General features: G+C 41.5%; 24 protein-coding genes. 20 read left to right on the top strand and 4 right to left on the bottom strand.

What is annotated here, in order from left to right; genetic code table 11:
* Position 1 precedes the first annotated feature (1 nt).
* From H1A14_RS08095 to H1A14_RS08070, 6 genes are all read left to right on the top strand, one after another.
* Complete coding sequence (locus tag H1A14_RS08095; protein ID WP_194775732.1) at positions 2 to 991, top strand: AAA family ATPase; 990 nt, start codon at positions 2 to 4, stop codon at positions 989 to 991.
* Positions 988 to 1,863, top strand: a complete 876-nt coding sequence (locus H1A14_RS08090) for a DUF58 domain-containing protein (protein ID WP_194775731.1) — start codon at positions 988 to 990, stop codon at positions 1,861 to 1,863. The genes H1A14_RS08095 and H1A14_RS08090 overlap by 4 nt, the downstream gene beginning before the upstream one ends.
* The gene (locus H1A14_RS08085) at positions 1,860 to 3,032 is read left to right on the top strand and encodes a BatA domain-containing protein (RefSeq protein ID WP_194775730.1); all 1,173 of its coding nucleotides are present in this window, start codon (positions 1,860 to 1,862) and stop codon (positions 3,030 to 3,032) included. Before H1A14_RS08090 ends, H1A14_RS08085 begins: the two co-directional genes overlap by 4 nt.
* Positions 3,029 to 5,200, top strand: a complete 2,172-nt coding sequence (locus tag H1A14_RS08080; protein ID WP_194775729.1) for a hypothetical protein — start codon at positions 3,029 to 3,031, stop codon at positions 5,198 to 5,200. Before H1A14_RS08085 ends, H1A14_RS08080 begins: the two co-directional genes overlap by 4 nt.
* Complete coding sequence (locus H1A14_RS08075) at positions 5,200 to 6,810, top strand: hypothetical protein (RefSeq protein WP_194775728.1); 1,611 nt, start codon at positions 5,200 to 5,202, stop codon at positions 6,808 to 6,810. Before H1A14_RS08080 ends, H1A14_RS08075 begins: the two co-directional genes overlap by 1 nt.
* A 129-nt stretch (positions 6,811 to 6,939) precedes the next feature.
* Positions 6,940 to 8,457, top strand: coding sequence for a DUF4301 family protein (locus tag H1A14_RS08070; RefSeq protein ID WP_194775727.1), 1,518 nt, complete (start codon positions 6,940 to 6,942; stop codon positions 8,455 to 8,457).
* 37 nt (positions 8,458 to 8,494) lie between these two features.
* On the opposite strand, the gene H1A14_RS08065 is transcribed toward H1A14_RS08070, so the two are convergent.
* Positions 8,495 to 9,403, bottom strand: coding sequence for a helix-turn-helix transcriptional regulator (locus H1A14_RS08065; protein WP_194775726.1), 909 nt, complete (start codon positions 9,401 to 9,403; stop codon positions 8,495 to 8,497).
* Between the two features lie 911 nt (positions 9,404 to 10,314).
* On the opposite strand from H1A14_RS08065, the gene H1A14_RS08060 reads away from it, so the two are divergent.
* Positions 10,315 to 12,753 (top strand): TonB-dependent receptor plug domain-containing protein, encoded by a 2,439-nt coding sequence (locus H1A14_RS08060; RefSeq protein WP_194775725.1) that lies wholly within the window; start codon positions 10,315 to 10,317, stop codon positions 12,751 to 12,753.
* A 116-nt stretch (positions 12,754 to 12,869) separates the two neighbouring features.
* On the opposite strand, the gene H1A14_RS08055 is transcribed toward H1A14_RS08060, so the two are convergent.
* Complete coding sequence (locus tag H1A14_RS08055; protein WP_194775979.1) at positions 12,870 to 13,202, bottom strand: hypothetical protein; 333 nt, start codon at positions 13,200 to 13,202, stop codon at positions 12,870 to 12,872.
* 417 nt (positions 13,203 to 13,619) lie between these two features.
* Between H1A14_RS08055 and H1A14_RS08050 the strand changes: the two genes are divergently transcribed.
* The 11 genes from H1A14_RS08050 to H1A14_RS08000 all read left to right on the top strand — a co-directional run bounded on the left by H1A14_RS08050 (position 13,620) and on the right by H1A14_RS08000 (position 22,734).
* Positions 13,620 to 15,983 carry an ABC transporter permease gene (locus H1A14_RS08050; RefSeq protein ID WP_194775724.1) on the top strand — a complete coding sequence of 788 codons (2,364 nt, stop codon included), beginning with the start codon at positions 13,620 to 13,622 and terminating at the stop codon, positions 15,981 to 15,983.
* Between the two features lie 374 nt (positions 15,984 to 16,357).
* A complete protein-coding gene (locus tag H1A14_RS08045; RefSeq protein WP_194775723.1) occupies positions 16,358 to 17,113 on the top strand; it encodes a hypothetical protein in 756 nt (251 codons plus the stop codon).
* On the top strand, positions 17,113 to 17,580 hold the full coding sequence (locus H1A14_RS08040) for a hypothetical protein (RefSeq protein ID WP_194775722.1): 468 nt from the start codon (positions 17,113 to 17,115) through the stop codon (positions 17,578 to 17,580). Before H1A14_RS08045 ends, H1A14_RS08040 begins: the two co-directional genes overlap by 1 nt.
* A gap of 1 nt (position 17,581) precedes the next feature.
* Complete coding sequence (locus H1A14_RS08035; RefSeq protein ID WP_194775721.1) at positions 17,582 to 18,616, top strand: sensor histidine kinase; 1,035 nt, start codon at positions 17,582 to 17,584, stop codon at positions 18,614 to 18,616.
* 2 nt (positions 18,617 to 18,618) lie between these two features.
* Positions 18,619 to 19,308 (top strand): LytR/AlgR family response regulator transcription factor, encoded by a 690-nt coding sequence (locus H1A14_RS08030; RefSeq protein WP_228527679.1) that lies wholly within the window; start codon positions 18,619 to 18,621, stop codon positions 19,306 to 19,308.
* Positions 19,309 to 19,477: 169 nt separating this feature from the next.
* A complete protein-coding gene (locus tag H1A14_RS08025) occupies positions 19,478 to 19,714 on the top strand; it encodes a hypothetical protein (RefSeq protein WP_194775720.1) in 237 nt (78 codons plus the stop codon).
* Positions 19,715 to 19,779: 65 nt separating this feature from the next.
* A complete protein-coding gene (locus H1A14_RS08020) occupies positions 19,780 to 20,229 on the top strand; it encodes a DUF302 domain-containing protein (protein ID WP_194775719.1) in 450 nt (149 codons plus the stop codon).
* 345 nt (positions 20,230 to 20,574) lie between these two features.
* A complete protein-coding gene (locus H1A14_RS08015; protein WP_194775718.1) occupies positions 20,575 to 21,060 on the top strand; it encodes a hypothetical protein in 486 nt (161 codons plus the stop codon).
* Between the two features lie 300 nt (positions 21,061 to 21,360).
* Entirely contained in the window at positions 21,361 to 21,906 is a 546-nt protein-coding gene (locus H1A14_RS08010) for a dihydrofolate reductase family protein (protein ID WP_194775717.1), read from the top strand.
* A gap of 247 nt (positions 21,907 to 22,153) precedes the next feature.
* Positions 22,154 to 22,369 (top strand): hypothetical protein, encoded by a 216-nt coding sequence (locus H1A14_RS08005; RefSeq protein WP_194775716.1) that lies wholly within the window; start codon positions 22,154 to 22,156, stop codon positions 22,367 to 22,369.
* Positions 22,366 to 22,734, top strand: a complete 369-nt coding sequence (locus H1A14_RS08000; protein WP_194775715.1) for a type II toxin-antitoxin system VapC family toxin — start codon at positions 22,366 to 22,368, stop codon at positions 22,732 to 22,734. Before H1A14_RS08005 ends, H1A14_RS08000 begins: the two co-directional genes overlap by 4 nt.
* 41 nt (positions 22,735 to 22,775) lie before the next feature.
* On the opposite strand, the gene H1A14_RS07995 is transcribed toward H1A14_RS08000, so the two are convergent.
* A complete protein-coding gene (locus H1A14_RS07995) occupies positions 22,776 to 23,216 on the bottom strand; it encodes a DUF2214 family protein (protein ID WP_194775714.1) in 441 nt (146 codons plus the stop codon).
* Between the two features lie 269 nt (positions 23,217 to 23,485).
* Positions 23,486 to 23,734, bottom strand: coding sequence for a PAAR domain-containing protein (locus H1A14_RS07990; RefSeq protein WP_194775713.1), 249 nt, complete (start codon positions 23,732 to 23,734; stop codon positions 23,486 to 23,488).
* A gap of 188 nt (positions 23,735 to 23,922) precedes the next feature.
* Here H1A14_RS07990 and H1A14_RS07985 point away from each other — a divergent pair, with 188 nt between their 5' ends.
* The gene (locus H1A14_RS07985; protein ID WP_194775712.1) at positions 23,923 to 24,507 is read left to right on the top strand and encodes a hypothetical protein; all 585 of its coding nucleotides are present in this window, start codon (positions 23,923 to 23,925) and stop codon (positions 24,505 to 24,507) included.
* A gap of 303 nt (positions 24,508 to 24,810) precedes the next feature.
* Positions 24,811 to 26,691, top strand: a complete 1,881-nt coding sequence (locus tag H1A14_RS07980; RefSeq protein WP_194775711.1) for a CocE/NonD family hydrolase — start codon at positions 24,811 to 24,813, stop codon at positions 26,689 to 26,691.
* Positions 26,692 to 26,698: the final 7 nt, after the last annotated feature.

Here is a 26,698-nt window from a genome sequence, read left to right as displayed (position 1 = left end):
TTTGGAACATACAGCATTGGAAAAATATACAGCACTGGTTGATAAGCTGCCCCTTTTGAAAAAGGAAATAGCCAAGGTCATTGTAGGTCAAGAGGAGGCCATAGAGGAAGTCTTGATTGCTTTGTTGGCGGGAGGGCATTGCCTCTTGGAAGGGGTTCCCGGATTGGCCAAAACCCTCATGGTCAAAACCATCTCTGATGCCCTGGACATGAAATTCAAAAGGATTCAGTTTACCCCGGACCTGATGCCGGGAGACATCATCGGGACTGAAATCTTGGAAGAAGACCATGAAACTGGCAAAAAGTTCTTCCAGTTCAATAAGGGTCCGATTTTCGCCCACCTTGTATTGGCAGATGAGATCAACCGAACGCCTCCCAAAACCCAGGCTGCCTTGTTGGAAGCCATGCAGGAGAAAGCCGTGACTTATGCCGGTAATGTTCATCTTCTACCCAGGCCATTTATGATCATCGCAACGCAAAACCCCATCGAGCAGTCAGGAACCTATCCCCTTCCGGAAGCCCAACTTGACCGCTTTCTGATGTATGTCAAGCTTGGCTATCCCTCTCTGGAGGAAGAGCTAGAAGTACTGACCAAAACCACAGGGGTCGAACTTCAGGACCGACAGTCCATTCTTTCTGATCTTGACATCATCTCTCTACAGCACCTCACACGGGAAGTCCACATCAGTCCAGAACTCATTGCTTATGTCAATCAGCTGGTGAGGGCATCAAGGCCAACTGATAGTTCCATTGAACTGGTGAAAAAATATGTGGAATGGGGTGCTGGCCCAAGGGCCGGACAAGCCCTGATTTTGACCGCAAAAGGTAGGGCAGTCTTGAAAGGCCGCTATGCTGTGGTTCCTGAAGATATCCATCATTTGGCTTATCCTGTGATGAGGCACCGGTTGGCACTACATTACAAGGCAGAAGCTGAACAGGTCAACTCCGATGATATCATACAGGCGTTGTTGAAAAACTATCCCAAGCCATGACCCATCAAGCCCTTGAATTGATCCGATTGAACAACCTTCAGCTTGTAGCTAAGATTGTATCTGACGCCATGTGGACCGGATTGCATTGGGGGAAACGGATCGGAAGCGGGACGGAATTTGAACAATACAAGCATTACGAACCCGGGGATGATCCCAAAATGATTGACTGGAAGCTCTTTGCGCGGTCAAACAGGTATCAAGTTCGGGAATCCAACATAGAAAGTCACCTCAACATCCGTTTTCTGGTGGATGGCTCGGGATCCATGAATTACAAAGAAGATGGGGTCAGCAGGCTGGATTATGTCAAAATACTGGCGGCATCCCTGGCCTATCTGGGACATCAACAAAATGACAAAATGAGTCTATTTGTGCTTCAAAATGGACAGATGGAAATGAAGGTGCCTGCCAAAGGCCATAGTTTTCAAAGAATCCTTGTGCAGCTGGAAAGCCTGAAAGCCGAGGGAAAATGGGGAAATATGGATCCTGATCTGCCCGAACTGAATTCCAGACAGAAAGAACTTATTTTCTTTTTTTCTGACCTTTTCCAAATCGATGAGGAATGGATCCGACTGATCCAAAGCATGGTATCCAATAAACGAGAAATCATCATCTTTCAAATTCTAGGAGATCATGAGCTGGACTTTAGTCTAAAAAAAGGCATGTACCGATTCGAAGATCTGGAATCAAACAGAACCGTAGAATTGCAAACCAAGCAGGTAGCAACCGCTTACAGAAAATCCATCAGTCATTTTCTGACTGACCTCGATAGGGAGCTCAATCTGCCCCGGGTAAGATTGTTTCGCTGTAGACTGAGTGACCCAGTAGAAAATATCCTGCTCGCCTACCTTACCTCCAAACAGAAAAAGTCATGAGTCTCGCCCATCCCTTATGGCTTTTGGGGACGCTTGCTGTGCTCATCCCTTTACTGATCCATCTTTGGAGTCAGAAGAGAGGGAAACAGGTGGCATGGGCAGCCATGAAATTCTTACCCCAAGTGGACCACCTGCGCAGCAGAGGCTGGCGATTGAACCATATTTTGTTGCTCTTGGTCCGGTGTGCCATGATCATGTTGCTTTCCTTGATTCTGACAGGTTTATTTTTGAAAAACCCACCGTTTTCAACCGATAAAAAAATCATCCACCTGGTAGAGACCGATTCCCAGCTATTGGCCAATTTTGCCTTTGAACTCGAACAAGCCAAAACTGCAGGCGAATGTGTGTATGGTATAGGTCAGAAAGATAATTCCTTTGAAGCGATAGCGGATTTTGATAAAATCATTTCCGCTCCCCATTGGATTTCAGCTTTGCATGAATTGGAAGCTGATGAAGTCCACCTTTACCTGAGCAGCACTTCCTTCCTGTTACCGAAACAACCCATTGACCTCCCCTATCCCATTATCTTCCATGTCTATGACAAGCTGGATCAGGATTTTGTAGTCCAGAAAAAGCTACAGCTTCCCAATAACCAAAGCCTTTTTATATCCCAGTCAGGTGAACTGACCCTAGATGAGAGCAATTCGGTAAATGCGATTAAAAATATTCCAATTTCAAAATTGTACTACGCACATGATTTTACCATTCAGGAAGAAATAAATACAATTCACTCCATGATCCGTTCAATTGAGGAGGTATATGACTTGGAGTTGGAAGAAGCTGGTGAGGGGCTCAATTCAACAAGGATCAAGCTGTTTTTTACCGATCAACAGCCGGAGAAAGTGGAAACAGAAGTGTTGTATTTTGTGTTTGGGCATGTTGGTCATCCATCTCACCCTCAAATCATTCAGCTTGCCGAGCGGCCACATCCCAGTTCAAAATGGGTCAAGGACGGAACGCTTCCCGAACGGATTTTGGATGGCCTTTTGCAGCATTTGGGATTGGAAAAACAATCCTCCCAACTTTCCATGGCTCAAATAAAAGCCCATTTTAACACCCCTTCAGAAACCAAAGCATCAAACAGCTTTCCCTTAAAAACCTTTCTATTCGTTTTGTTGATCATCTTCACAGGCATCGAAAGAAGCATGGCCATACCGAGGCAGTTATGAAACATTTGAACCGGACCATATCGCATACCGTTTTGCAGCTTCAGGTCAATGCCTTGCTGAAAACCCTGCTATCTGCCGCAGTAGTCCTGTTCATAGGTTTGACCCTGGCTTTTCCATTGAAATTGGCCTTTCTATTTTCGCTGCTTTCGCTGATTCTCGGCATGATCCATTTTCAGGTGTGGAAAATCAATGGTCCCATGGCCACCCGAAAGCTTCACCGGGACTTGCCAGGTTTGGAATACAGTTTGGATTTGTTGTACAAAAAAGAAAGGAATCCACTGGAACAGCTTCAACTTCTACGGGTAGACGAGAAAGCCCAAGGATTGAAAGTACCTATCTATTGGCATCAAGGGTTAAAAAGAATCGCTTTGCTGACTTTGTCCATGGCTTTGGTTTGGGCAATTGTTGGCAGTCTTGTTGATTTTTCCGGCAAGCCCATTGATTCCCATCGAGAACGTGCGAAAGGCACAGTTATCTCTGAGGGAAAAGAAGAAGTGTCTATCCAAGACATTCAAGTCAAGGTCAAGCCCCCTGCCTACACTGGCTTAAAAGAAAGTCAAAGCAAAACCCTGGATATCCGTGCCATGCGAGGCAGTGAAATCACATGGGAGCTGGAGTTGCAGGAGTCTGATTCCTTGGAGGTGTTCTTGGTGGACCAAAGCGACAAAGCGTTGGCCTTTACCCCTACTGCATCCGGTTATCAACTGAAAGACCGATTGCTGAATTCCGGCATTTATGCCATTAGGGTGATGAATGGGGAGGAAACCCTGCTGACCACAGACTTCCATCCCATCGAGGCCCAACTGGATCAAAAACCGGTCATTATGCCAGCGACCAAAGAAACGTACCGCACCTTTAGGAAAACCTCTGATCCCAAAATCAAATTGGAAGCCAAGGTATCCGATGATTTTTTGGTCAATGAAGTGTATGTCGTGGCTACCTTGGCTCGGGGTAGCGGAGAGAACGTCAAATTTAGGGAAAACAAAATCCCTTTTTCCAAAAACAGGTTTAAAGAAGCCCATCTTTCCACGACACTGGACTTGGAAGCACTCTCCTTTTCGCCGGGTGATGAGCTGTATTATTATTGGGTTGCGGTAGACAATCAGCAGCCACAACCCAATGTCAGCAGATCAGAAACTTTTTTTATCCAATACCAGGACCTGGAAAACCTAAGTGATGCCGAGCTGACCAAGATGGCCGTGGACATCATGCCCGAATATTTCAGAAGCCAAAGGCAGATCATCATAGATACCAAAAAACTGATTGCCGAAAAGTCCAAACTAGAAACCCAACAATTCAAGTACAATTCGAACGAAATCGGCTTTGACCAAAAGGTACTTCGCCTGCGATATGGACAGTTTCTCGGGGAGGAATTTGAAAGCACAGCCGGTGGGGACAACTTGTCCCCCGAAAGCGAGGGTGGTGATCTGCTGGAAGGATATATCCATGACCACGACCATGAAGAAGAAGGCCATGACCATGATCACGGGCATTCCCACGGAGATCATGATCATTCCGACGAAGAAGATCCCATGGCTGCCTTATTGGAACAATACCTCCATATCCATGATACCGAGGACGAAAACACCTTTTATGATCAATCCACGAGAAGCCTGCTCAAAGCTGCTTTGGAACAGATGTGGCAATCTGAATTGTACCTGAGGCTGTATGAACCCGAAAAAGCCATTCCCTATCAGGAAAAAGCGCTGGAATTGCTCAAAACAGTTCAACAGAAATCAAGGGCCTTTGTCAAGCGGACCGGTTTTGAACCCGCACCGATCAAGATAGCTGAAAAGCGACTGACTGGAGAGCTGAAAGACATTACCCCGCCTTCCAAAGAAGAAAGGGACCTGGAAGCCCAGCAGTTTGACATGCTGCTTGCTAAAAGCTTGGGCCTTCTGGAAAAATCGGGCTTAAACCAAGAAGAAAAGGCACTTGTCCAGGAATTGGGAGATCAGTGGGCAGGCAGGTTGTTATCGGAAGGGTTTGGGGACTGGGAAGCTTTGATTCTTCTGCAAAAATGGCTGGCTGATGGCCAATTGGCAGATAAAGAAGTGGCCTTGTTAAAAACCAGGATGTCGGCAATGCTACCTAAAATGGCCAGTCAAGATCCCAAAAAACCAGCCAATTCCTCCTTGTCCAATGCTTTTTGGAAAAACCTTCGATAATGGTAAAGCCCATACTTTTGTTTTTTTCACTTCAAAATCTGAGTTGGTTCCTGTTGGTGGTCTTGGTTTTTTTGGTGGCTTGGCTGCTGTGGTTGTACTGGCGAAAAACCGATAACCCCAGAAAAATCAAAATTCTGCTCAATGGAATGTTGTTGCTTTGGTTGGCCGCCTATCTTTGGGATCCTACCTGGGAGGTTTCCGAACAGCCACAAAAGCTGCTTCTTTTGGGGAATGAGCTTTCTCAAAGCCAAGGAGATTCTCTTAGATCACATTATAGGCTGCCAGCTTTTACCCAAGCCAAGTACAATAATAAAAATGACAGCCTGATCCTGATGGGCAGAGATTTTGACCCTGCAATGCTGTATGCATCAAGTCCTGTCCATACCCGATGGATTCCCATTCCTCAGGAAGATTCTCTTGATTTTATCACTTGGAAATCCGTATTGGCTCCAGATGAAAAACAGGTGTTGGATTTAAAATTGAACGTAGGTCAAGAAAGTTGGCTTTACCTGACTTGGGAGGATGAAAATTTGGATAGAGTTTCTTTATCAGTTGGTTACCAAGAGGTGCGTTTTGAATTTGCTCCCAAAGCCAAGGGCAGAAACCGTTTTGAAGTGAAGCGAGAAGGAAATACGCTGGCCGATATCCGGTTCTATGTGCAGCCAAGCCAACCTTTTTCCATTCAGTTTCTTTTGCCCTATCCGGATTTTGAGAGCAGGCAATTGGCCACTTGGCTGGTTCAGCAGGGGCTCAAGGTTCAATTTGAAAGTCAGGTTTCGGAAAATGTGGGCATCAGGACCGACATCAATCAGCCTGACAACCCTACGCTGCTCATTACTAATCCCACATTTGCCAATAGCAACTTGGTAAAAGCACTGCTGGAACAGGGTCATTCGGTTTTTTTCTACGGTTTCCAGAATCCCAACCAAGCCATTCAATCGATCAATACCGCTTTGGATCTGCAATGGGAGCTTTCAGTGGTTGATGATGAATCCTCATCGGGCGAATCAGTCAGCACCGGGCCCTTTCGCCTTAAAGACAAACCTTACCAATGGTCCATTCATGGGGATAAAGTGGCTTTTCAAAGAAGTGGCAGTGGGAAAGTTGGCCTGAGCCTATACCAAGAAACTTTTCCCTGGAAAATCGAGGGGGATTCTCTCCGTTATGATGCCTTTTGGTCGGAGGTGTTGATTCAGCTTAGAAAGCCTCCCTCCCATCAGGTGGCACTTCAGGCACCTGTTTTTCCCAAAACCAAAATTGAGCTGGAAATTTATTCTGATAGTTTGGCTGCCGAAGCCTTATCCATAGGAAATGATACGGTGTATTTTAGCCCTGACTGGCTCAATCCCCACAAACAGGCTAGCACCTGGATTCCCGATCAAAGCGGTTGGGTGAAAGTAGCTGAAGAGATGGAAATCTATGTGGAGGAATCCGAAGCTTACGCTTCCCATCAACAATCCAGTATTTTGGCACATACCCTTCAGGAGATTTCCATCCACCAAACAGCCGAAACCAAGACGCTTACCCGACGCCTACCGGATGCCTTTTGGTGGATCAGCTTTTTGGTGGTGCTCAGCCTTTTGTGGCTGGAACCTAAAATTCGTCCATAAATTCCCGCCAAGCCCGGAATATTTACCAATAAATCCTTAAATTAAGGCTTTGGCCTATTTGCCCAAGAAAGGGCAAATTGTCTTCCGGCCAAACCGAAACTGATTTTTACATAAACCAAAATTACCGACATGATCACAGCAACCATCAAAGAAAAAATCGCCCGGCAGGGCATGTCAGAAACCCAAGTGGCCGAACAGATCAAAAATTTCCAGGAAGGGTTTCCATTTCTGAAAATTGAAGCAGCAGCTACCATAGGCAATGGGGTCAAGTCGTTGTCAGAAGAGGAAGTACAAAAGATGGTCACTGATTATCCACTACAGAGTAAAACCCGGAAAATCGTCAAATTTGTCCCTGCAAGCGGAGCGGCAAGCCGGATGTTCAAGGATCTTTTTGGTTTTCTTGAAGGAGACCACGAGGATTTGGGTAAAAATGCTTTCGTCAAAAAATTCATGGACAACATCAAGTCCTTTGCCTTCTATCAGGATCTTGACAACAACATGAAAGCTTCAGGCAGCAGCATTGAAAAGGCTTTGGCGGACAAGCAATACAAACTGATCCTAACCCATCTTTTGGATGACTCCGGGCTCGGATATGGCAATCTGCCCAAAGGGCTTCTCCGCTTTCACCGCTATCCCAATGAAAACCGGACCCCGGCCCATGAGCATTTCGTGGAGGGATTACAATATGGTGTGGGTGAAGGCAATGTGGTCAGGTTACATTTTACGGTTTCTCCAGAACACTTGGACCGGTTCAAGCTGGAAGTGGCGGCCATACAGCCTTCGCTGGAGACAAAATACGGGGTGAAATTTGACGTCAGTTATTCCCAGCAAAAAGCTTCTACCAATACCATTGCGGTCAATATGGACAACACCCCATTTGAAGAGGAAGACGGCGAATTGCTCTTCAGACCCGCCGGACACGGGGCCTTGTTGGAAAACCTCAACGACATCGATGCAGACCTTATTTTTATCAAAAACATCGATAATGTGGTGCCTGACCGACTGAAAGAACCCACCAAAAATTACAAGATGGTCCTCGGCGGACTTTTGATAGATATCCAGGAAAAAATCTTTGCCGCCCTGAAAAAACTGGAAAATGTCAATACTGACGCTGACCTGGCCTTGGCTAAATTTGTGTTTACCAAAGAACTTGGCCTACCATTGCCGGAAGGGTTTGAGCAAAAAACCGAAAAAGACCAGGCCGAATACCTGCTAAACAAGCTCGACAGACCCTTGCGGGTCTGTGGAATGGTAAAAAATACCGGAGAGCCCGGCGGAGGTCCTTTTTGGGTCAAGGAAAGTGACGGAACCAGTTCCTTACAGATAGCAGAAACGGCCCAGATCAATTTGGAAGACAAAAGACAAAAGGAAATTTTTCAGGGTGCGACCCATTTCAATCCGGTCGATTTGGCCTGTGGGACCAAGGATCATAAAGGAAATAAATTTGATCTGCTCAAGTTCAGGGACCCAAAAACAGGATTTATCACTGAAAAATCAAAAAGTGGCAGAGAACTCAAAGCCCTGGAATTACCTGGACTTTGGAACGGGGCCATGGCAGGCTGGAACACCGTTTTTGTGGAAGTCCCCTTGATCACCTTTAACCCTGTGAAAACGGTCAATGACCTACTCCGGGACGAGCACCAATAAAGCACTTGCCTCCTGATTTTTTAATCAGGAGGCTTTTTTATCCTGCTCTTTCCCGTTGGGACTGCAGATACCGGACCAACTCCTCCCCTTCCAGCACCTGTATTTCTCCGGGAAGCCCAAGTACAAAACGGGCGATGCCGGGCAGCTGTGGCACGGCGGTTTCAAAAAAATACTGGTTTCGGTTTGAAATGTAAGTGAAAGGTTTGGCTGCGGGATGTTCCTCGATCAGCAACTGATAGGCCTTTTTGCTCAGCTTCAACTTGACCGGAAACCTGGCCTCCCCCGAGTAGCCAAACAGCCCTTCCTGAGGCAAGCGGTGCAGCTTGCTATGCTGATGGGTTTGGGTGCTTAAGGCCACTTCTCCGATCCGGTCCAGTTTGAATGTTTTCATTTCTCCGCTTTGGACTTCAAATGCAAAGATAGAATCATAATCCTTGGTAAAAGCCACGGGTTCTACCAGTCGGTCACTGACCGAGTCGCTGCTGATGGCATAATAGTCGATCAGGGTGGTCTGCAGGTTGTTTTTGATCGCAAGGGCCAACTTATCCACGAGTATCCCAAGGTGCGCATCAAACAATTGTTCCACCCCACGCTGAAAATCCGATCGGATATGGATTTTCTGCATGATGGTTTCGCGGAGTTTGTTTTTCCTGCTGCCCTTGCCCAGCAGCCGCGCAAGGTACTGGGTTTCCTCTTCGGTAAAGGTGCCGTCAAAAGAATTTGTAGGGATTTCGACCCGGTCTTCAATCTTGAATTTGCCGTGTTCCTTGACCACCTGAAAGCCCAGGGCCTCCAACAGCTTAAAGTACCTGTAAACGGTCCGCTCATCGGTTTCAAGCAGTTCGGATAGCTTCCGCACGGTTTTACCCATATTGCCGCGCAAGAGATTAATCAGCTTAAATACCCGAAGGATTTTTTGTTGTTCGATGGAGGAGTTGGGGGGCATAGTGTTGGATGTTGGATGTTGGATGACGGATGTTGGATGACGGATGTTGGATGTTGGATGTTGGATGTTGGATGTTGGGTGACGGATGTTGGTTGGAATTGGATATTTGTTATTTGAATATGCGGTGAAATCTACCTTAAGATGGCTTCTTTGTTACTTTTTTTAATGGAAGATAAATTAACACATTATATTTAATTTTGAAATTTTTGACTTAAACTGTCTGGGATAATTGCGATTTACGATTTACGATTTGGGAATTTTGAATAAATTGGAATATTTTCAGTTATGGGTGGAGCATACCAGATCAAAGACCAAGAATGCCTTATTTTTTGAAATTCCATAGTGTGAGTTGGGCTGATGTCTTTTTAAGAAATTTTTACCAGAGATTGATAGCGGTAGATAATCGGTGATGGATCTTTAAATAACGCCGCGGAATCCGGTCGAAAGGTGTTGATAGTAGGGTTTAGTTGCAAACCTCACCCATGTGTGGTAGCAAACTACACCCAGAAGCCGGAAGTCTTGTGCCTTATGAATAAATAGTAAAACAAAACTCTCAATGTGGCAGCTGAAACGAAGTTCTATAAGATTAAGTAAAAAGTTTAAATGACTTTAATTTGGCAAAAAAAAATGTTATTTGCTTTTTAGTTATTAAACTAATACATGTTTTTAACGTTATGTTTTTTAAACTAAAAATCTGGCATAGTAAAAATTCCTACTGAATTTGCATTTGAAGTGTTTTTCTACTTTCATAAACAAAAGAAGGAAAATCATTCGATCAGGGGGAATGATCCAACTTGCGACCATCTGTTCATCGCAATAGTTAAAAGCAGACATCTAACATGGGTTGGACATTTTTCTTTCTTACTTCATCAATTTTAGGAATTGTATTCTTTTAAATTTCCAATCTTTTTATGCTCAACAAGAATCCAAAAATAAGTTGCTATTATCTGTTGTTTGCTCCGGTTATTTTTTACCTGTTTTCATTTTCTCTGTTGGAAGATCCATTGGCTAGAATAATTGCCGGTTTTGAAAAATACCTGAAAGAACGTCCTCAAGAGAAAATATACATCCATTTTGACAGGCAGTATTACGCCACTGGTGAAACAATTTGGTTCAAAACCTATCTCACAGCGGGTGCTTTTCACGAGCCTTCGCCATTAAGCCAGGCAATTTATGTAGAGTTGGTAAATGGAAACAAGCAACTTGTTCAGCATATAAAGCTTTTCTCATTAGATGGTTCAGCTGCGGGTTTCATCCATATACCTGATTCTTTGGAATCCGGTAACTACCTTGTTCGTGCTTACACAAATTGGATGAAGAACAGTGGTGAAGATTATTTCTTTCATAGAAATATTAAAATTTGGAATAGTGAATCATCCCACCAAAATAGCATTCCTGAAAACCTTTTAGATATTCAATTTTTTCCGGAAGGAGGTGATCTTGTTTATGGAAATTTTAGCAAAGTGGCAGTCAAAGCTACTGGATCCGATGGCCTGGGAAGACGTATCACCGGTAAAATTCTTGAAGGAGACCATGTGATTGGAAAATTTACTAGTAATGACTTGGGAATGGGTGCATTTTTCATCACTCCTCAAAAAGGAAAACAATACATAGTGATCATTGATGATCATGAACAAGAAGTAACCCTTCCAAGGATAAAAGAATCTGGATTGACCCTTTCAGTCAATAACTCGTCAAAATCAGATAGTGTCTTGGTAAAGATCCTGACTACTGATTATAGAAGTACCAAAACAATTTACATTCTAGCGCAAACTCGAGGAATTGTTTGTTATTCGGGTCGGGCAGACCTCTCTACCAATATGGCAATAGCCAAAATTCCAAAATCAGAATTTCAATCCGGAATTGCACAGATCACAGTGACGGACAGCAATGGAATTCCCCTTGCTGAAAGGTTGATTTATATTGATCAAAAAGATCAATTAACCCTTCAAATCACCACTGATAAGGATACCTATGGGCCAAGAGAACAAGTGACACTGCATATCCAAGCCAATGACATGAATGAAATGCCTGTAGTCGCTAACCTGTCTTTGGCCGTATATGATCAACAACAGATTCCTACTGAAGATAACAGAGAAACAATTTCAAGTTATCTGTTGCTATCATCGGATCTCAGAGGATACATAGAGTCTCCAGGCTATTATTTTAATCCCAAGAACGAAGACCGGGAAGAAGCTTTGGACTATCTGTTGCTTACACAAGGATGGAGAAGGTTTACGATAAAGGACGCATTGAGCCATAATTTGGGTGACACACTTTACAGAGTTGAGAAAGGGTTAACCATTAAAGGAAAAATAGTGGAAGAATTTAACAGTAAGCCTGTTGTTGATGGAAAAGTCTCTTTATTGTCCTTCTATCCCATACCCGAAACCAAAACTGTCAGCAGCAATGCTCAAGGAGAGTTTGAGATAAATAACGTTATCTATTTTGAGCCTTCAGATGTGATGTTACAGGGAGAAACAAAAAAGGGAAAAAAATCAGTTACGATCATAACTGAAAACCCACAAGATTTCCCTATTGTTCAATTTCCCATATTACCGTTTGAAGGTACACAAACGGAAATGGAAAGTACTTTTGTAATTAAGAGTGAGGAACGCAAGGCAATTGACAAAGCGTACGATCCCAATGAAGAGATGATTACATTGGAAGAGGTGGAAGTACGTGGAAAAAGGGAAGACTTCCAAAGTTCGCCTTCTAAGATTTTTGGGAAAGGGTCTGTCAATATGAAAGTTTCAGGAATTACTAGTCTGGAAAACCAACTTCATCCACTTCAACTTGTACAGGGCCGAGTGGCCGGAGTTCAGGTCAGAGGATCTGGAATAGACTGGACAGTACGGATACAGGGGGTAAGCTCTATTAATTACAATACTGAACCGTTAATATTGATAGATGACGTCACTGCTGATATTGGGGAGCTACATTCTTTACCAGTTATGGATATTGAAAGTTTTACTGTCTGGAAAGGGCCTGATGCTGGTATCTTTGGGGCTAGAGGAGCAAATGGCGTTATAGGTTTCTATACCAAAAGAGGTACCGAACAACTTAATCCATCCAAAGGTAATCCGAACGAATTCAATGAAACTGGATTTCAAATTGAACGGGAATTTTACTCCCCCAAATACGACATACAAGAACCGGAACACATTAAACCTGACAAACGGGTAACACTTTTCTGGGCTCCTTATATTCTTACAGACTCATCTGGAGGTGCAACGGTATCTTTCTATAACCATGATGTCGAAACCAGTGTAATTAGCATCATAGAAGGTATGAGTATAACCGGAAGTCCAGGTGCTTCTAGTATGGAATACCAAATCATCAAAGAGTAGTTTAAAAGAGTTATGAAAAAATTGGATGAGCCTATTTTTGTAATACCTTAGACTGAAATTTTAGCTATTTGATTTGGGTTTTCAGAATGTAGATACCATAAAAAATGTTCACTCCCCTACCCCCTTTCAAGATCCTCGTTGTCGTCGCTGCCCAGGCTATAATGGTTGTTTTCTTCGTCTTCGCTGCCTCTTCGCTCCTGCGCATCATCCAATTCACTACCGGGGATATCAAGGTCCTTCCCTGCAAAATCGACCTTTCGTTTCCTTCTCAGTAATTCCTCATCTTCTCCACCATCCATGCTTAGGCCAATAGGTCCCAGTGCCCTTTCGTCTTCGGGCGTAATCTCAAATTCTTTATCTGGATTTTTTTCCTGCAAGCGGTCTATGCTTTCTTTCGCAGCGTCTTTTTGTTCTGGAGTTGGTTTGGTATCCTTGTTTTGATTGCTCATGGTATGTTGATTTTTTGATTGATCAATTGATTATTTTACTCCCTGACTAAGGGGAATCATCCCCTCATCAAATTCTAATTTATTTAAGCTGTTTTTGCAATATTTAGTTCAATTAATTAGTCAAATTAAATTTTAATAACATAAAATATAAAATTATAGCTAATCACCTAAATAAAATGAAACAAGAAGTCAAGCTTCTACTGTGAATGACCTGAATCAATCATGTGTAAAAAATCACTTATTAATGATTGAAAGTCCCAACAGAAATGAGGCGTATTGTTTACCTAATCATTCCACCTACGAACAAAAATTGTCCGCATAAGAACAATATTTTTGACAAGTCTCCTGAAACTTGGCTGAATAGCGGTTTATATTTGGCATAACGCTTGAATTCACTTTGCAAATGAATTTTCTCCTATGATGGTATTCCATACACTAAGGGCAGCTTTTAGAAATCTTCACCGTCACAAAACCAACGCTGTAGTCAATATCCTCAGCCTTACCATTGGCCTGACTTCGGGTATTTTTATCTTTTTGTGGGTGTTGGATGAATATGGTTTTGATAAATTCCATACTGATGACAAGCACCTGTATCAGGTGATGATCAACCACACCTTTCCGGACGGGCAGATCCATACTTATGGAGCCACCCCTACGAAATTGAAGGAAGCCATTCGCACTGAAATCCCGGAAGTCAATCAGATCACCCAAACCAATATGTCCTCCACCCTATTGGTTCAACATGAGGAAGTTTCTTTTCAGGAAGAGGGGATTTATTCAGATAGCGGATTTTTTAAAATCTTTCATTTTCCACTGGTTCATGGTGATCCGTCCAATCCTCTGCCGGATCACAATTCCATCGCCCTATCCCAAAAACTCGCAAATAAATTATTTGGGAATTCAGACCCGATCGGTAAAACCGTTCAGGTGGAACAGACACAGGAATTTATGGTCTCTGCTGTTTTTGCCGATGTTCCGGCAAATTCAAGAATTCAGTTTGAGTTTGTAGCACCTTTTGAAGTCTATTACCAAGAAAACCCATGGATGCAGGGATGGCAGACAGGAGGAACAAATACTTTTTTGAAATTGGACCCCCAGGCTTCTCTGCCCAGCGTCAATCAAAAACTGGAAACCCTGATCAAAAGAAATTGCAGTGAATGTACCACAAGTCCGTTTCTGTATGGCTTCAGCAAACTGTACCTCTATGGCAGGTTTGAAGGCGGCAAAAATGTAGGGGGAAGAATCGAGCAGGTCATTTTGTTCTCCATAGTAGCGGGAATTATCCTGCTGATGGCCTGTATCAATTTTATGAACCTGGCAACGGCAAGTGCCGCAAGCAGAAACAAAGAAGTCAGTGTCAAAAAAATCATCGGAGCAAACAGGCCAGGCTTAGTGCTTCATTTTATGTTGGAATCGTTGATCATTGCATTTTTGGGCTTGTTGTTGGCCATATTTCTGGTGCATTCCTTACTCCCCTTCTTCAATACCATTACCTCCAAATCCATTCAATTGGATATGTTCGATCCATGGTTTTTGGGAGGGGCTGTTGTGATTACCTTGGTTTGCGGTTTGTTGGCTGGAATTTATCCTGCCATTTTTCTTTCTTCTTTCAAACCCCTGGCAATTTTTCATGGAAATGCAGGAAGCCTGCTGACTGGAAATGGTTTGAGAAAAACATTGGTGGTCATCCAGTTTGCCTCTGCAGTGGTATTGGTGGTGGGAAGTATCATCATTTACCAACAAATCAAGTATATCAGCAACAAAGACCTTGGATTTGACAGGAGTCAGGTTTTGGTCATTGACCAGAACAGGGATTTGATTGCCCATACTGCCCCCTTCAAAAACGCCATGAAGCAATTGGCCAATGTGGAAAACATAGGCTTCGGGGGAAACAATATATTTGTCATCCCGATTACCACTACCGAAATTGATTGGCAGGGGAAAGCCAAGGATGCCTCTATCCATTTCAAGCTGTTCAGGTCCGATGAGGGTTTTATACCGACCATGGGCATTGCCATGTTCCAAGGGAGAAATTTTATTGGAGAAAGCCAGGATTCCCTCAGTTACATCATCAACCGCAGCGCGATGGAAGTCATGGGAATTTCAGAGCATGAAGTGATCGGTTCAGAATTGGGTGTTTGGGGTAACAAGGGAAAGATTGTAGGCGTGACAGAAGATTTTCACAACGACAACCTGAAGATGGGAATAGAGCCTTTGGTCTTCCTTTATTCGGAGAATCTTGGTGCACATTATTTTGTGAAAATCAATCCATCTGCATCGGTGGCAGAATCCCTGGCCGGAATTGAAAAAGTCTTCAAAGCGCATAGTCCAGACTATCCCTTTGAATTCACCTTTTTGGACGAACAGTTTGAGCAACAATACAGATCAGATTTGGTCTTAGGTAAGCTCTCCATGAGTTTTATGGTCATTTCAATTTTGATCTCATGTTTGGGGCTGTTTGGTTTGGCAACATTCACTGCGGCAAAGAGGACAAAAGAACTTGGTATCAGAAAAGTAATGGGAGCGACATCGTTTAATTTGGTGCTGATGCTTTGCGGGGATTTTACTAAGTTGGTATTGATCAGCATTCTGATTGGAAGCCCAATAGCATGGTTCCTTGCAAAAGAATACCTATCCGGATTTGCTTTTCATGTGGGCATCAGTGGTAGTACATTTTTACTTGCCGCTTTGGGATTGGTGACCTTGGCACTTATCACCGTAGGGTTCCAGTCTTTAAAAGCAGCGCTGACGAATCCTGCTGATTCGCTGAAAAGTGAGTGAGAATTTTGAATGATGAATTTTGAATTTTTTAAAAATAGGGTTTTTTTATCACAGGCTAGGGATAATTTACTTATAGGTCAGTGGATTTCAAAAGGCCAATATCTAAATTTTAGGGTATTGCAAACTGCGCCATGCGAGGTTTGATGACCTTAGTTTATTCTTTAAAACTTAACCGGTTTTTAGACCCTTGTTCTTGCCAAGTGATTGTTTCAGATGAGACCGTGCCATTGAAGACGAATTCATGGAAAACAATATAGGCCACAAATCAAACCTAAGCACCTATATCACTTCTTTTTGGACCGACATCCCATTTAGTTGAAAATTCCGATTTGTTTTTTTTGATTTGAAGCCTAAACCTTTAACACACTTTAGTCATGAAAACCCCTCTTTTCTTATTTGTACTTTTCTTAACAATGGGATGTTCTTCGGTATTTGGACAAGTGATTGACCTGGATGTGGAACCTGAGGAAGAATTGCTTGAAACCTTCGAAAAAAGCACCATGTTTTATTTAAGCCCTGTCCCCTCTCTTTCCTATAATTTTGGCTACAATAATATGAACCAAAAACTGAACGCAGAATTTGATCTGAATCAAAGAAGGTTTATTGAATTTATTGCGGCGGGAATAGCTTGGAGGAAAAAGGATATGTTTTACTCTATTTTTGGGGCTTTCCCTATTTTTCCTACAACTGCTAGCGTTCAAAATAGGCCTGTTAGAACTTTTGTTGATACCCGTGATGTTTTTTTTGATTTTAAGATAGGGAAAGCTGTCGTAGCCAATGACAGGTATTATTTGATTCTGCATGCCGGAGCTGGATTTCAAGCCCGGTCACTGTACCTTAGACAGGTAGATAGTAGAAGCTTTGATTTAAACGACTTGCCAAACAACCCACCTAATTTTGCTTGGCCAAAGTTGGATCATTTCTCGGGAACTTATGATGTTGCAATAGAATATTTACCAAGGGCATATAGACCGATTTCCGTTATGCAAAGTGTGCAATTGGGCTATAGAGGTGGAATTGGCACACCGATGTGGAGGTCTTCAGAAGTGAACATTCAAAACTCATTTTCAGATAGGGTTTCTGCCCTTTACTTGAGGGTCTTGGTCGTCATATCCAGGGAAAAACAATAATGGCAGTGTTGATTCACATAAGATTCCTCTTGGCATTTTGCTTTTTCTTCTTTTTGAACGAACATTCAAAATCCTATATTCCACAAAAAGAAGAAGAGGCTACTTTGGTTATTTACCGAAAATCAAGCATCATCTTTACAACCGGATTTGAACTGGAATTGAATGAAATCCCAGTTTTAAAAGAGATTCGATCAAATAACTATTATGAGATAAAAGTGAATCCAGGCAAAGTTTGGTTGACAACTCAAGGAAGTGTCCTTAAAAATTTGACTGATAAAAAAGAATATAGCCTTACCTTGGAAGCGGGTAAAACCTATTATTTAGAGGCCTTACAGGAATATCAGATGATGATGACTACTTTACACTTGGTAAGAAGGCAAGAGGGCACTGCTAAACAAGCCATCAAAAAAATGAAGGGAAGCACTATTTATGTGACGGTTTCAGACATTGATGAAAATTACTTTTAGTATGAAAGAAAAAAGAACCCACATCATTTTTTCTGTTCTCATTTTTCTGCTCGTTTTGGGTTATTGGCTATTCCGATTTCAGGAAATAGTGACTTTTGAAATTTTGGAAACCGAGGAGAATTACCTTGGTAGTATAGCAGTTTACCTTTTGAGTTGGTCTTTTGTTTTTCTACTTATCAATTTGGTAGCTTGGTTAAATTTCCGTTATGTTTTTTTAAAATGGAAAGAATCCTTTTTCTCCTCCATTTCATTTATTGCCATAGAATTGATTTTGTTGGCTTTGGTTTTTGAATTATTGCAATGGACCACTCAGGGGGAAGAGGAACTGATGAAAGACAACCTTACTGTTACTTTGATTATTGCATTGTACTTTTTGGCTTTTACATGGGTGTCTGACCTTATCCATGTCAAGCGCAAGCAAGCTAAACTCCTTCAGCAAAAAGAAAGGGCGGAACTGATGTTATTGCAGTCCCAACTCAATCCGCATTTTCTGTTCAATGCCTTGAACACCACTTACAGTACTGCGATGTCTGAAGGAAGTGAACAGACTGCAAGTCAGATTTTACAGCTTTCTGGGCTGATGCGTTTTGCACTGGAAAAATCTAAGTTAGATATGATAAGCATTGAGGATGAATTAGGCTTTCTGGAAAAATACATTCAAGTTCACAAAGATAGATATAGAAAAAAAGGGAAAGATGTCTTGAATGTTCAAGTAGTGTGGGATGGGATTGAAGTCCAAATCAGTCCGATGATGGTACAACCTCTGATAGAAAATACATTTAAGTTTGCCGATTTTGGATCGGAATCCGGCAAAGTCAAACTTGAGATCGATCTAAAAGTGGAAGATGGAGAATTGACTTTGGTGACTCAAAACTACTTTTCCATAAAGCATGTGAATGAGAATAAAGGAACAGGTCAAGGGATTCAACTGGTAAAACAAAGGTTAAAGTCCATTTACCCCAATAGACATGCGCTGAAGATTGAAGACGATGGTGCTGCCTTCAAAGTTTTTTTAAAAATAAATCTAAAAGAATAACAATGTTGATAAATGCCGTAGCCATAGATGATGAAGTTCCTGCATTAGAGCTTATCCAAATGTATGTAGAAAAGTTGCCCTTTATCCATCTGGATAAAAGCTTCACCGATCCTAAGGAAGGGCTTCAATATATTTTTGAAAACCAACCCGATCTTATTTTTCTGGATATCAACATGCCGGGATTGAAGGGTACAGAATTGGCTAAAATAATCCAACCACTGGGTAAATCCTTTATTTTTACTACAGCCTATTCAGAATTTGCGCTTCAGGGCTATGAGTTGCAGGCATTGGATTATCTGCTGAAACCCTTTGGTTTTGAGCGTTTCTTAACCGCATCCAATAGGGCATTTCAAGAAATTGTAAAGAAGAAGGGAGAGGAAAACAGTGTCTTTTTCAAAGACAGCTACGACTGGGTCAGGGTCAATCTGAGTGAACTCAAATATGTCAAGTCAGAAGGCAATCTTTTATTTATCCATACCAAATCAGGGACTCTGAGCACCAGAATGACTATTTCAGATATACTTTCCATATTACCCAATGATACCTTTATGAGAATCCATAAATCTTATGTGGTAAATCTAACCGGTATCGATAAGCTGGAAAAGCATCAGGTCACCATAGCTGGAGAGACCATTCCTTTGGCAAATGCTTACAGAGAAATTTTGGAAAAGAGATTACTCAAAAAACCGTGAATTTTGTTTCAGAACTCCCTGCATGGTCTTGAGCCTCTGCCATGGTGGAACGAGCCATTACAAATAGAAAAAGTATAAAAAAAGTTTAATTTTTTATAAATACTTTATCATCCAACTTTTATAATTTTAACAGATAAAAACTGTAAATGATCTTTAACAAAAAACCAATATGATGTCAGAAGATAAGAACACACCGTCCCAACAAGGAAAATCAAACCCTTCTGATCCGGGTAAAGATAAGGCAAGTATAAAGAAGGGCTCTTCAAAAGAGGAACTGAAAAAAGAGGATGAAGTTATGAAGGAACATCTGGATGAAGATGGTGAGGTGCCATCCCATTTAGAATCCAATCACAACAGAAATCCCGATAAACCAAATATCCATAAGCCCAAATACGGTGGCACATGAAGTAATAAAAATGGAAACCTGGCCATAGGCTGGGTTTTTTTGTGTTACATACAAACTCGCAGATTATGAAACTACTTCAATCAATCCTTTTTTTGTTATTGACTACAAGTTTTTCGATGCTGGCCACTGCCCAGGATTTAATAGTGAAACAAAGTAACAACGACCATGAAACCACACTGAAAAAGCTTAAATTCGGTATTAATGATATGGGCCTTAATCTTGTTCAGCATATTGATCACGCTGAGGCAGCCGGCAAAGCAAATATGGACCTCAATCCGACAGATGTATTGATCTTTGGCAATCCGGAGGTGGGGACGAAACTCATGAAGGAAAATCCTCAAGTGGCCATAGAGCTGCCCTTGAAAATTTTGGTATATAAGGAAGGCAGTATCACCTTCATAGGCTATGAAAATCCCAACCGTCTGATCCAGACCTACCAGCTAGACAATCAAAGAGAGGTGCTTTCCAAAATGAAAGAAGCTCTGGAGAAAATTACCGATGAGGCGATCCACTGATGGGGTAAGGAAAATTGTTTCGGAATAATTTGGTTATTTTTTATTGTTTATCCTTACTTCCCCTCTGTGTGTAGATTGCATCTACACCTTTTTATCTTAGGGATTTGCAATACCGCTTTATATGGAATCTTTTTAGGTATTGGCGAAGCATTTAAGATTAAAGATTAAAAACGCCAAATTTTTTTACCTTTCAAAATGTGGGTTGAGCTGCTGTCCTATCAAAACAAGTTTAAGGGACTCATGAAAGTAACATAGGTCAGCAAAAAAGCTTTACGAATTCCCAAGCATTGGAAAAACTCTCAAAAGGTTAAATTGTGTCAGTAAAGATTTAAGTAACAGAAGTTTATGCTATTCAAACAAGTTCATCTTCAAGGAATCCGATCTGGGGATATCTCATTGGCCTTTCGAAAATGGGATAAAGCATCTGTCAATCAAGGTACTTTACTGAAAACAGCCATCGGTTTAGTTGAAATTTTTAGCATAGCCACAATTGAAGAAGATTTGATAACTGAAGTGGATGTGCTCCGGGCAGGTTTTGAAAACAAAGAACAGTTGCTGAAATCATTACGAGATGATGATAAAGGAAATATTTACAGAATAGAAGTCCGCTATCATTCGGAAGATCCCCGCATTGAGCTGAGAGATCAAAAGTTGACTGACGAAAGGTATGAAACGCTCAAAGAAAAATTGATACGACTGGACAAATACAGTAAACAAGGGAACTGGACGCAGAAAATATTGCTCACCATAAAAGACAATCCCCACTTACATGCTATAGGAATTACCAATTTAACAGGATTTCAAAAAGAGTGGTTGAAAATAAATATCTAGGCTTGACGATCAGTCATACAGTTGGTTATGAGCTTTCGCCATTAGGGAAAAAGTTTGTTGAAAGGCTATCTGATGAAGAATAACAATATGGTAAAATGCTTTCTTTCCAGAAACTCAAAATTCGATTAGAGACAGGTCGGGAATCCGATGATCTATGAAACGGCTATTCTAGCATTCTTTCGGGGATTATTATGTGCTTCCATTTTCTTGGTAGAATGGCATCCTTGCATTATTAATAAAACTACTATTTGATAAAATCCCCAATCCTGTTTATATTTTCTCTCAATTTAGAATTGAAAAATGAGAAAGCTGATCATGTGGAATATCATTTCCCTTGATGGATACTTTGAGGGAAATCACAGTTGGGATTTACCATTTCACCTTACTGTCTGGGGACCGGAGCTTGAAAAACTCAGTATTGAACAACTTCATTCAGCGGACTACCTCATATTTGGTCGGGTGACTTATGAAGGGATGGCAGCACACTGGACCAAAGAGGAAGGAGAAATTGCTGACTTAATGAACGCCATTCCCAAAATTGTATTTTCCAAAACGCTAAATTCCGCAAATTGGCACAACACCACATTGATCAAAGATAATGCCCCTGCCGAAATCAGGAAACTTAAAGAACAAGGCGGTAAGGATTTATATGTTTTTGGCAGTGCCAACCTTTCTGAAACCTTCATTGATAACAATCTTTTTGACGAATACCGCATTGGCATAGCTCCGGTTATTTTAGGTAGCGGAAGGCCACTTTTCAGACATGGTATTGGTTCAAAAAATTTGTCTCTCGTATCGGTCCAGCAATTATTGACAGGCGGAGTGGTTTTGAAATATTCGATATAAAATCACCCCTAAGACCCAATCCCCTTTGCCATCAACCCTGCCAGAAACGGGATAATCAGAAACAACAACTCCATTGGAATCTTCTTTTCAGTTTTTGATTACAAAGATTGGCACGTAATAAAATAGATCATGGTTAAGTAATAAAGAAAACGGCTTGGAGATATAGAAACAAATTCATTTAATGAAAAATAAGACAATGGTTGTATATTTAAATTGTAAATCAAAAAAAGCTTAAAATTTTGAAGATATGAACATTGACACCATAAAAGTTGAACTAATTGATTGGATAGCAGGCCTAAATGATCAAAAGGCTCTTAATAATATCCTTGAAATGAAGAAAAAATTGAGCTTAAAAATGGGAAAATCTGATACTAAAATATTTGGTTCAGGTAAGCATTTGGTGGAATATATTTCTGATGACTTCAATGAACCTCTGGATGCTTTTAATGAATACAAAAAATGAAATACCTAATTGATACACATATTCTTCTATGGTATATTGTTGGAGATAAAAGAATAAACAATGAAACTAAAAGCAAAATAGAAAATAAAGCAAATCAAATATTTTTGAGCAACGCCAGCATATGGGAAATTGCTATAAAACTCAGTATTGGTAGATTAAAATTAAATGGAAGTTTAGACGACTTAAAAGAATATCTGGATAGAAAGGGTTTTAAACTTTTAGAATATGATTTTGATGATTTGGAGTTACTTTTGAGACTGCCTTTCTATCACCAAGACCCATTTGACAGGTTAATTATTGCCCAAGCGAAGTCAAAATCTTTGGAAATAATTACCAATGATGGTCAGATTCTGAAATATTTTTAATGACGAAAAGTCATGGAAATTGTTGGTTAATAAATTCACCCCTAAAACCCAATCCCCTTTGCCATCAACCCTGCCAGAAACGGGATAATTAGCAATAACAGTAACTCAAATCTCAACATCCAGAAGATCGATTTTGGGACGGAAAGGTTTTCATTGGGATCTCCTTTTCGATTTTTGATAAAATAAACAGTGGGATAAATGGACAAAATCCCAAGGATTACAAACAAGGCCAACTTGGTGTGGAAAACCAGATTACTGCTGTAAAAAGCTGTTGGCTTACCATAGCCGCCAAGCCAAAGCGTCAAGCCTGCTGCCAAAAGTACCAGAACCGCCAAACCATATACCCCATCAACTTTTGACAATCGATCAATTTCAGACCTGGTCAAGGTCTTCTTTAACAGCAGATGCTCAGCTACAAGCGAACCCACTATGGCAAAAATGCTGATAAAGTGGACATAACGGAGGAGGATTTCGAGGGACATGGAGCTTTTTTTTGTTGTGTTGAAAGGAACTTGTTGAATGTCTGATGACCGATGACCGATGTTTAGAAAGAAGACTGAAGTTGGCATGAATCTAAGATTCTTCGCTTCCTACTAACTTTCATTTATACCCCGAATCAGGTTCGCTCTTGCTGATTTACTGGGGCAATAAATTTCCAACTATTTCTACTGTATTTCAATCACCATATATTAAGGTTTTCTGTCATGCTAAATTAAAAAAATGAATGAATATTCAGCAAAATACTGATTAATCAACCGCCTATCAACACGTTCATTGCCACAGCGACATTTACCCCTCCGTGGGAGGTGGTGTCTCCCATTCTTGCAGCTGGCCTACCGCCAATGAACACCGTGCCAGACCCGACGACAATGCTGTCAGGTGGCCCGGTACAGAAGGCCATATCCCCTACACGTGCGGCAGGCAAGCCTCCAATAAGCACCGTTGGTGCTCCTGCAGGTAATATTGGTCCCCCAACATGAGGTGCTGTGCCAGTTACCAAAGTCCATTAAAGTGGTTAAACAAGACCGAAGTCATTCAACTTTACAAGAGAAAAAATTGTTTGTGCTTCCCCATTTCAAAATAGGAAAGAAAATGCGGAATTTTTAAAATATTAAATTTTGCAACCTTAAGAAAAATTAGACCTGATTGTTTAATTTTAATCAACCCAAAACTTAAAAAAAATAGTGTATGAAAAAACTGATGACCATTGTATTTGTAGCCTGTTATTCTTTGGTTAATGCGCAGGATTACAAAAAAGAAATAGAAGCAGACTTCACGGCATATATCAATTCTATTGTAAATTTTGATTTTGAGCAATCTGTGGAATACATAGTTCCAGAGGTATTTGAAATTGTCCCTAAGGCTCAAATGATTTCTGTCATGGAACAAAGCTTCAATAATCCCTCTTTGGAAATAAAAATTAAAAACCCTGAAATTTTAAAAATCGAGGATCATCTAAAAATTCAAGAGAAGTATTATGCTCTTTTGACTTATTCCAATCAAATGGATATGAAAGTGAAAAGTGAACAAAGCCAGACAGAAGATGAAACAATAAACATGGTCAGTATTATAAAATTATCTTTGGATAATACTTTTGGTGCCGCCAATGTAAAATATAATGATGATACTGGTTTTTTTGAAATTCAATCTGAAAAAGATGTTTATTGCATTTCTGATAATGGAATAACAAATTGGAAATTTTTAGTTGTTGAGAAAAACCAAAAAGCAATTTTAGAGAAAATATTGCCACAGGAATTAATTGGTAATCTATAATTTATTTAAATCTCTCTTTGTATCTGAGCCGAAAATCGGCCGGCAGGAAATTCTCCCTCATGTATACATTTGCTTTCATCACAATTCCATGGGATAGAACCATTGTTTGAAGATCAGGCACTCCTTGATGTCTTAACCTGAATCCACTCGGGAATCTTTGTATTTCACAATTTATCCAAGTCAAAAGGTTTCTTTCATGTACACCAAATGTATCATCAGAGAAAATTCTTCCTCATTGGATTAATATTCCAAGCTTTTTAAAAGAATAATACCTAAAATAGGGAATATAAAATGCTACCCTACATGAAATCATTTCAAAATCTTGCACTCCTGCTGTTACTGACCCTCTCTGTCCAAGGTTGGGCTCAGGAAAAGAATATCCTCGAACAGCTTCAGGAAATAGCCATTGTAGATCAAAAGGTCATGATGCCCATGAGAGATGGGGTCAGGTTGGCCACCGATATTTACCGACCAAAAACTGACCAACCGGTCCCGATCATTTTTTCAAGAACCCCTTACAACTTCAATTCTTACCGGGATGGAGAATTGGTCACCAGAACCCTTCAAAGTGCCTTGGAAGCTGTCCAAAAAGGGTATGCCTATGTAGTACAAAATGAACGTGGAAGGTTCTTTTCGGAAGGAGAATGGGGCATTCTCGGAACGCCTTTGACCGACGGTTATGATGCCTTTACCTGGATGGCCGATCAGACTTGGAGCAATGGAAAGATCGGTACCATAGGTTGTTCATCCACCGCTGAATGGCAAATGGCAGTGGCAGCCCTCAACCATCCGGCACATGCGGCTTTGGTTCCGCAGGGATATGGTGCCGGAGTAGGCAGAATCGGGAATTATTATGAACAGGGCAACTGGTACCGGGGTGGTGCCGGTCAGATGCTTTTTACTGCTTGGCTTTATGGTACCCAGCATGACCCCATGGCTCCAAAGCTTCCCGAAGGCATCGAACAGGAAGATTTACTGAGATTACAGAAGTTTTATGATATGGCTCCCAGATATCCAGGGGTGGACTGGAAAGAGGGTTTGGCCCATTTACCATTGCAGGATATCATCCGAAATGTGGATGGCCCACAGGGAATTTATGAAGAAATGATTACTAGAAAACCCAATTCACCTGAATGGTATGAAGGAGGACTTTTCCATGATGACATGGAATTTGAGAAACCTTCCTTCTGGTTTGTGTCTTGGTATGATGTGGCTTCCAGTCCCAATTTGGCGATGTACAACCACATCAGAGAAAATGCCAAAGATCCCAAAATCAGAGACAATCAGTTTTTGGTCATTGCACCTACCCTACACTGCGCCTATACCCGAGCGACTGAAAATACCATCGTGGGTGAAAGAAGCATGGGGGATGCAAGGTTGCCTTACAATGACATGACTTATGCTTGGTTTGACTATTGGCTAAAGGGTGAGGCCAACAAGGTCACAGAGGAAATGCCAAAGGTCACCTATTTTACCATGGGAGCCAATAAGTGGCAATATTCAGATACCTGGCCACCAAAGGATGCCGAGATGCACACCTATTTTCTGAACAGTAAGGGCAATGCCAATTCCAGATTGGGTGATGGCAAACTGTCCACATCAAGACCCGGCAAAGACAATCCGGATACTTTTCAGTACGATCCCATGGATCCGGTGACTTCCTATGGTGGCAATGTCTGCTGTACCGGCAATGCCATTCAGGGAGGTGCATTTGACCAGCAGGAAATGGAATTGAGGGAGGATATCCTGGTCTATACATCCGAAGCATTGACAGAAGGAGTTGAAGTAAGTGGATTTATTGAGGCCAAGCTGTTTCTTTCTTCGGATGTCAAAGACACCGACCTGACCATCAAACTCATTGATGTGTATCCGGATGGCACTGCCTATAACCTGGATGAAACCATCCAAAGAGTTAGGTACAGAGAAGGATACGAGAATGAGGTATTGATGGAAAAGGGAAAAGTCTATGAAGTCAATATGACGCCCATGTCCACCTCCAATTACTTCGAAAAAGGCCACAAAATCAGGATTGAAGTATCCTCTTCCAATTTTCCCCGATTTGATAGAAACCTGAATACCGGCGGCAACAACTATGACGAATCAGAAGGGGTGGTGGCAACCAATTCCATCCATCATTCCAGAAAGTATCCGAGTAGTGTCAGTTTGCCTGTTGTTAAAAAATAACCATTCC

The organism is Pararhodonellum marinum (assembly GCF_015354735.1).
Taxonomy (GTDB): domain Bacteria; phylum Bacteroidota; class Bacteroidia; order Cytophagales; family Cyclobacteriaceae; genus Pararhodonellum; species Pararhodonellum marinum.
This window is presented reverse-complemented; position numbering and strand designations above follow the sequence as displayed.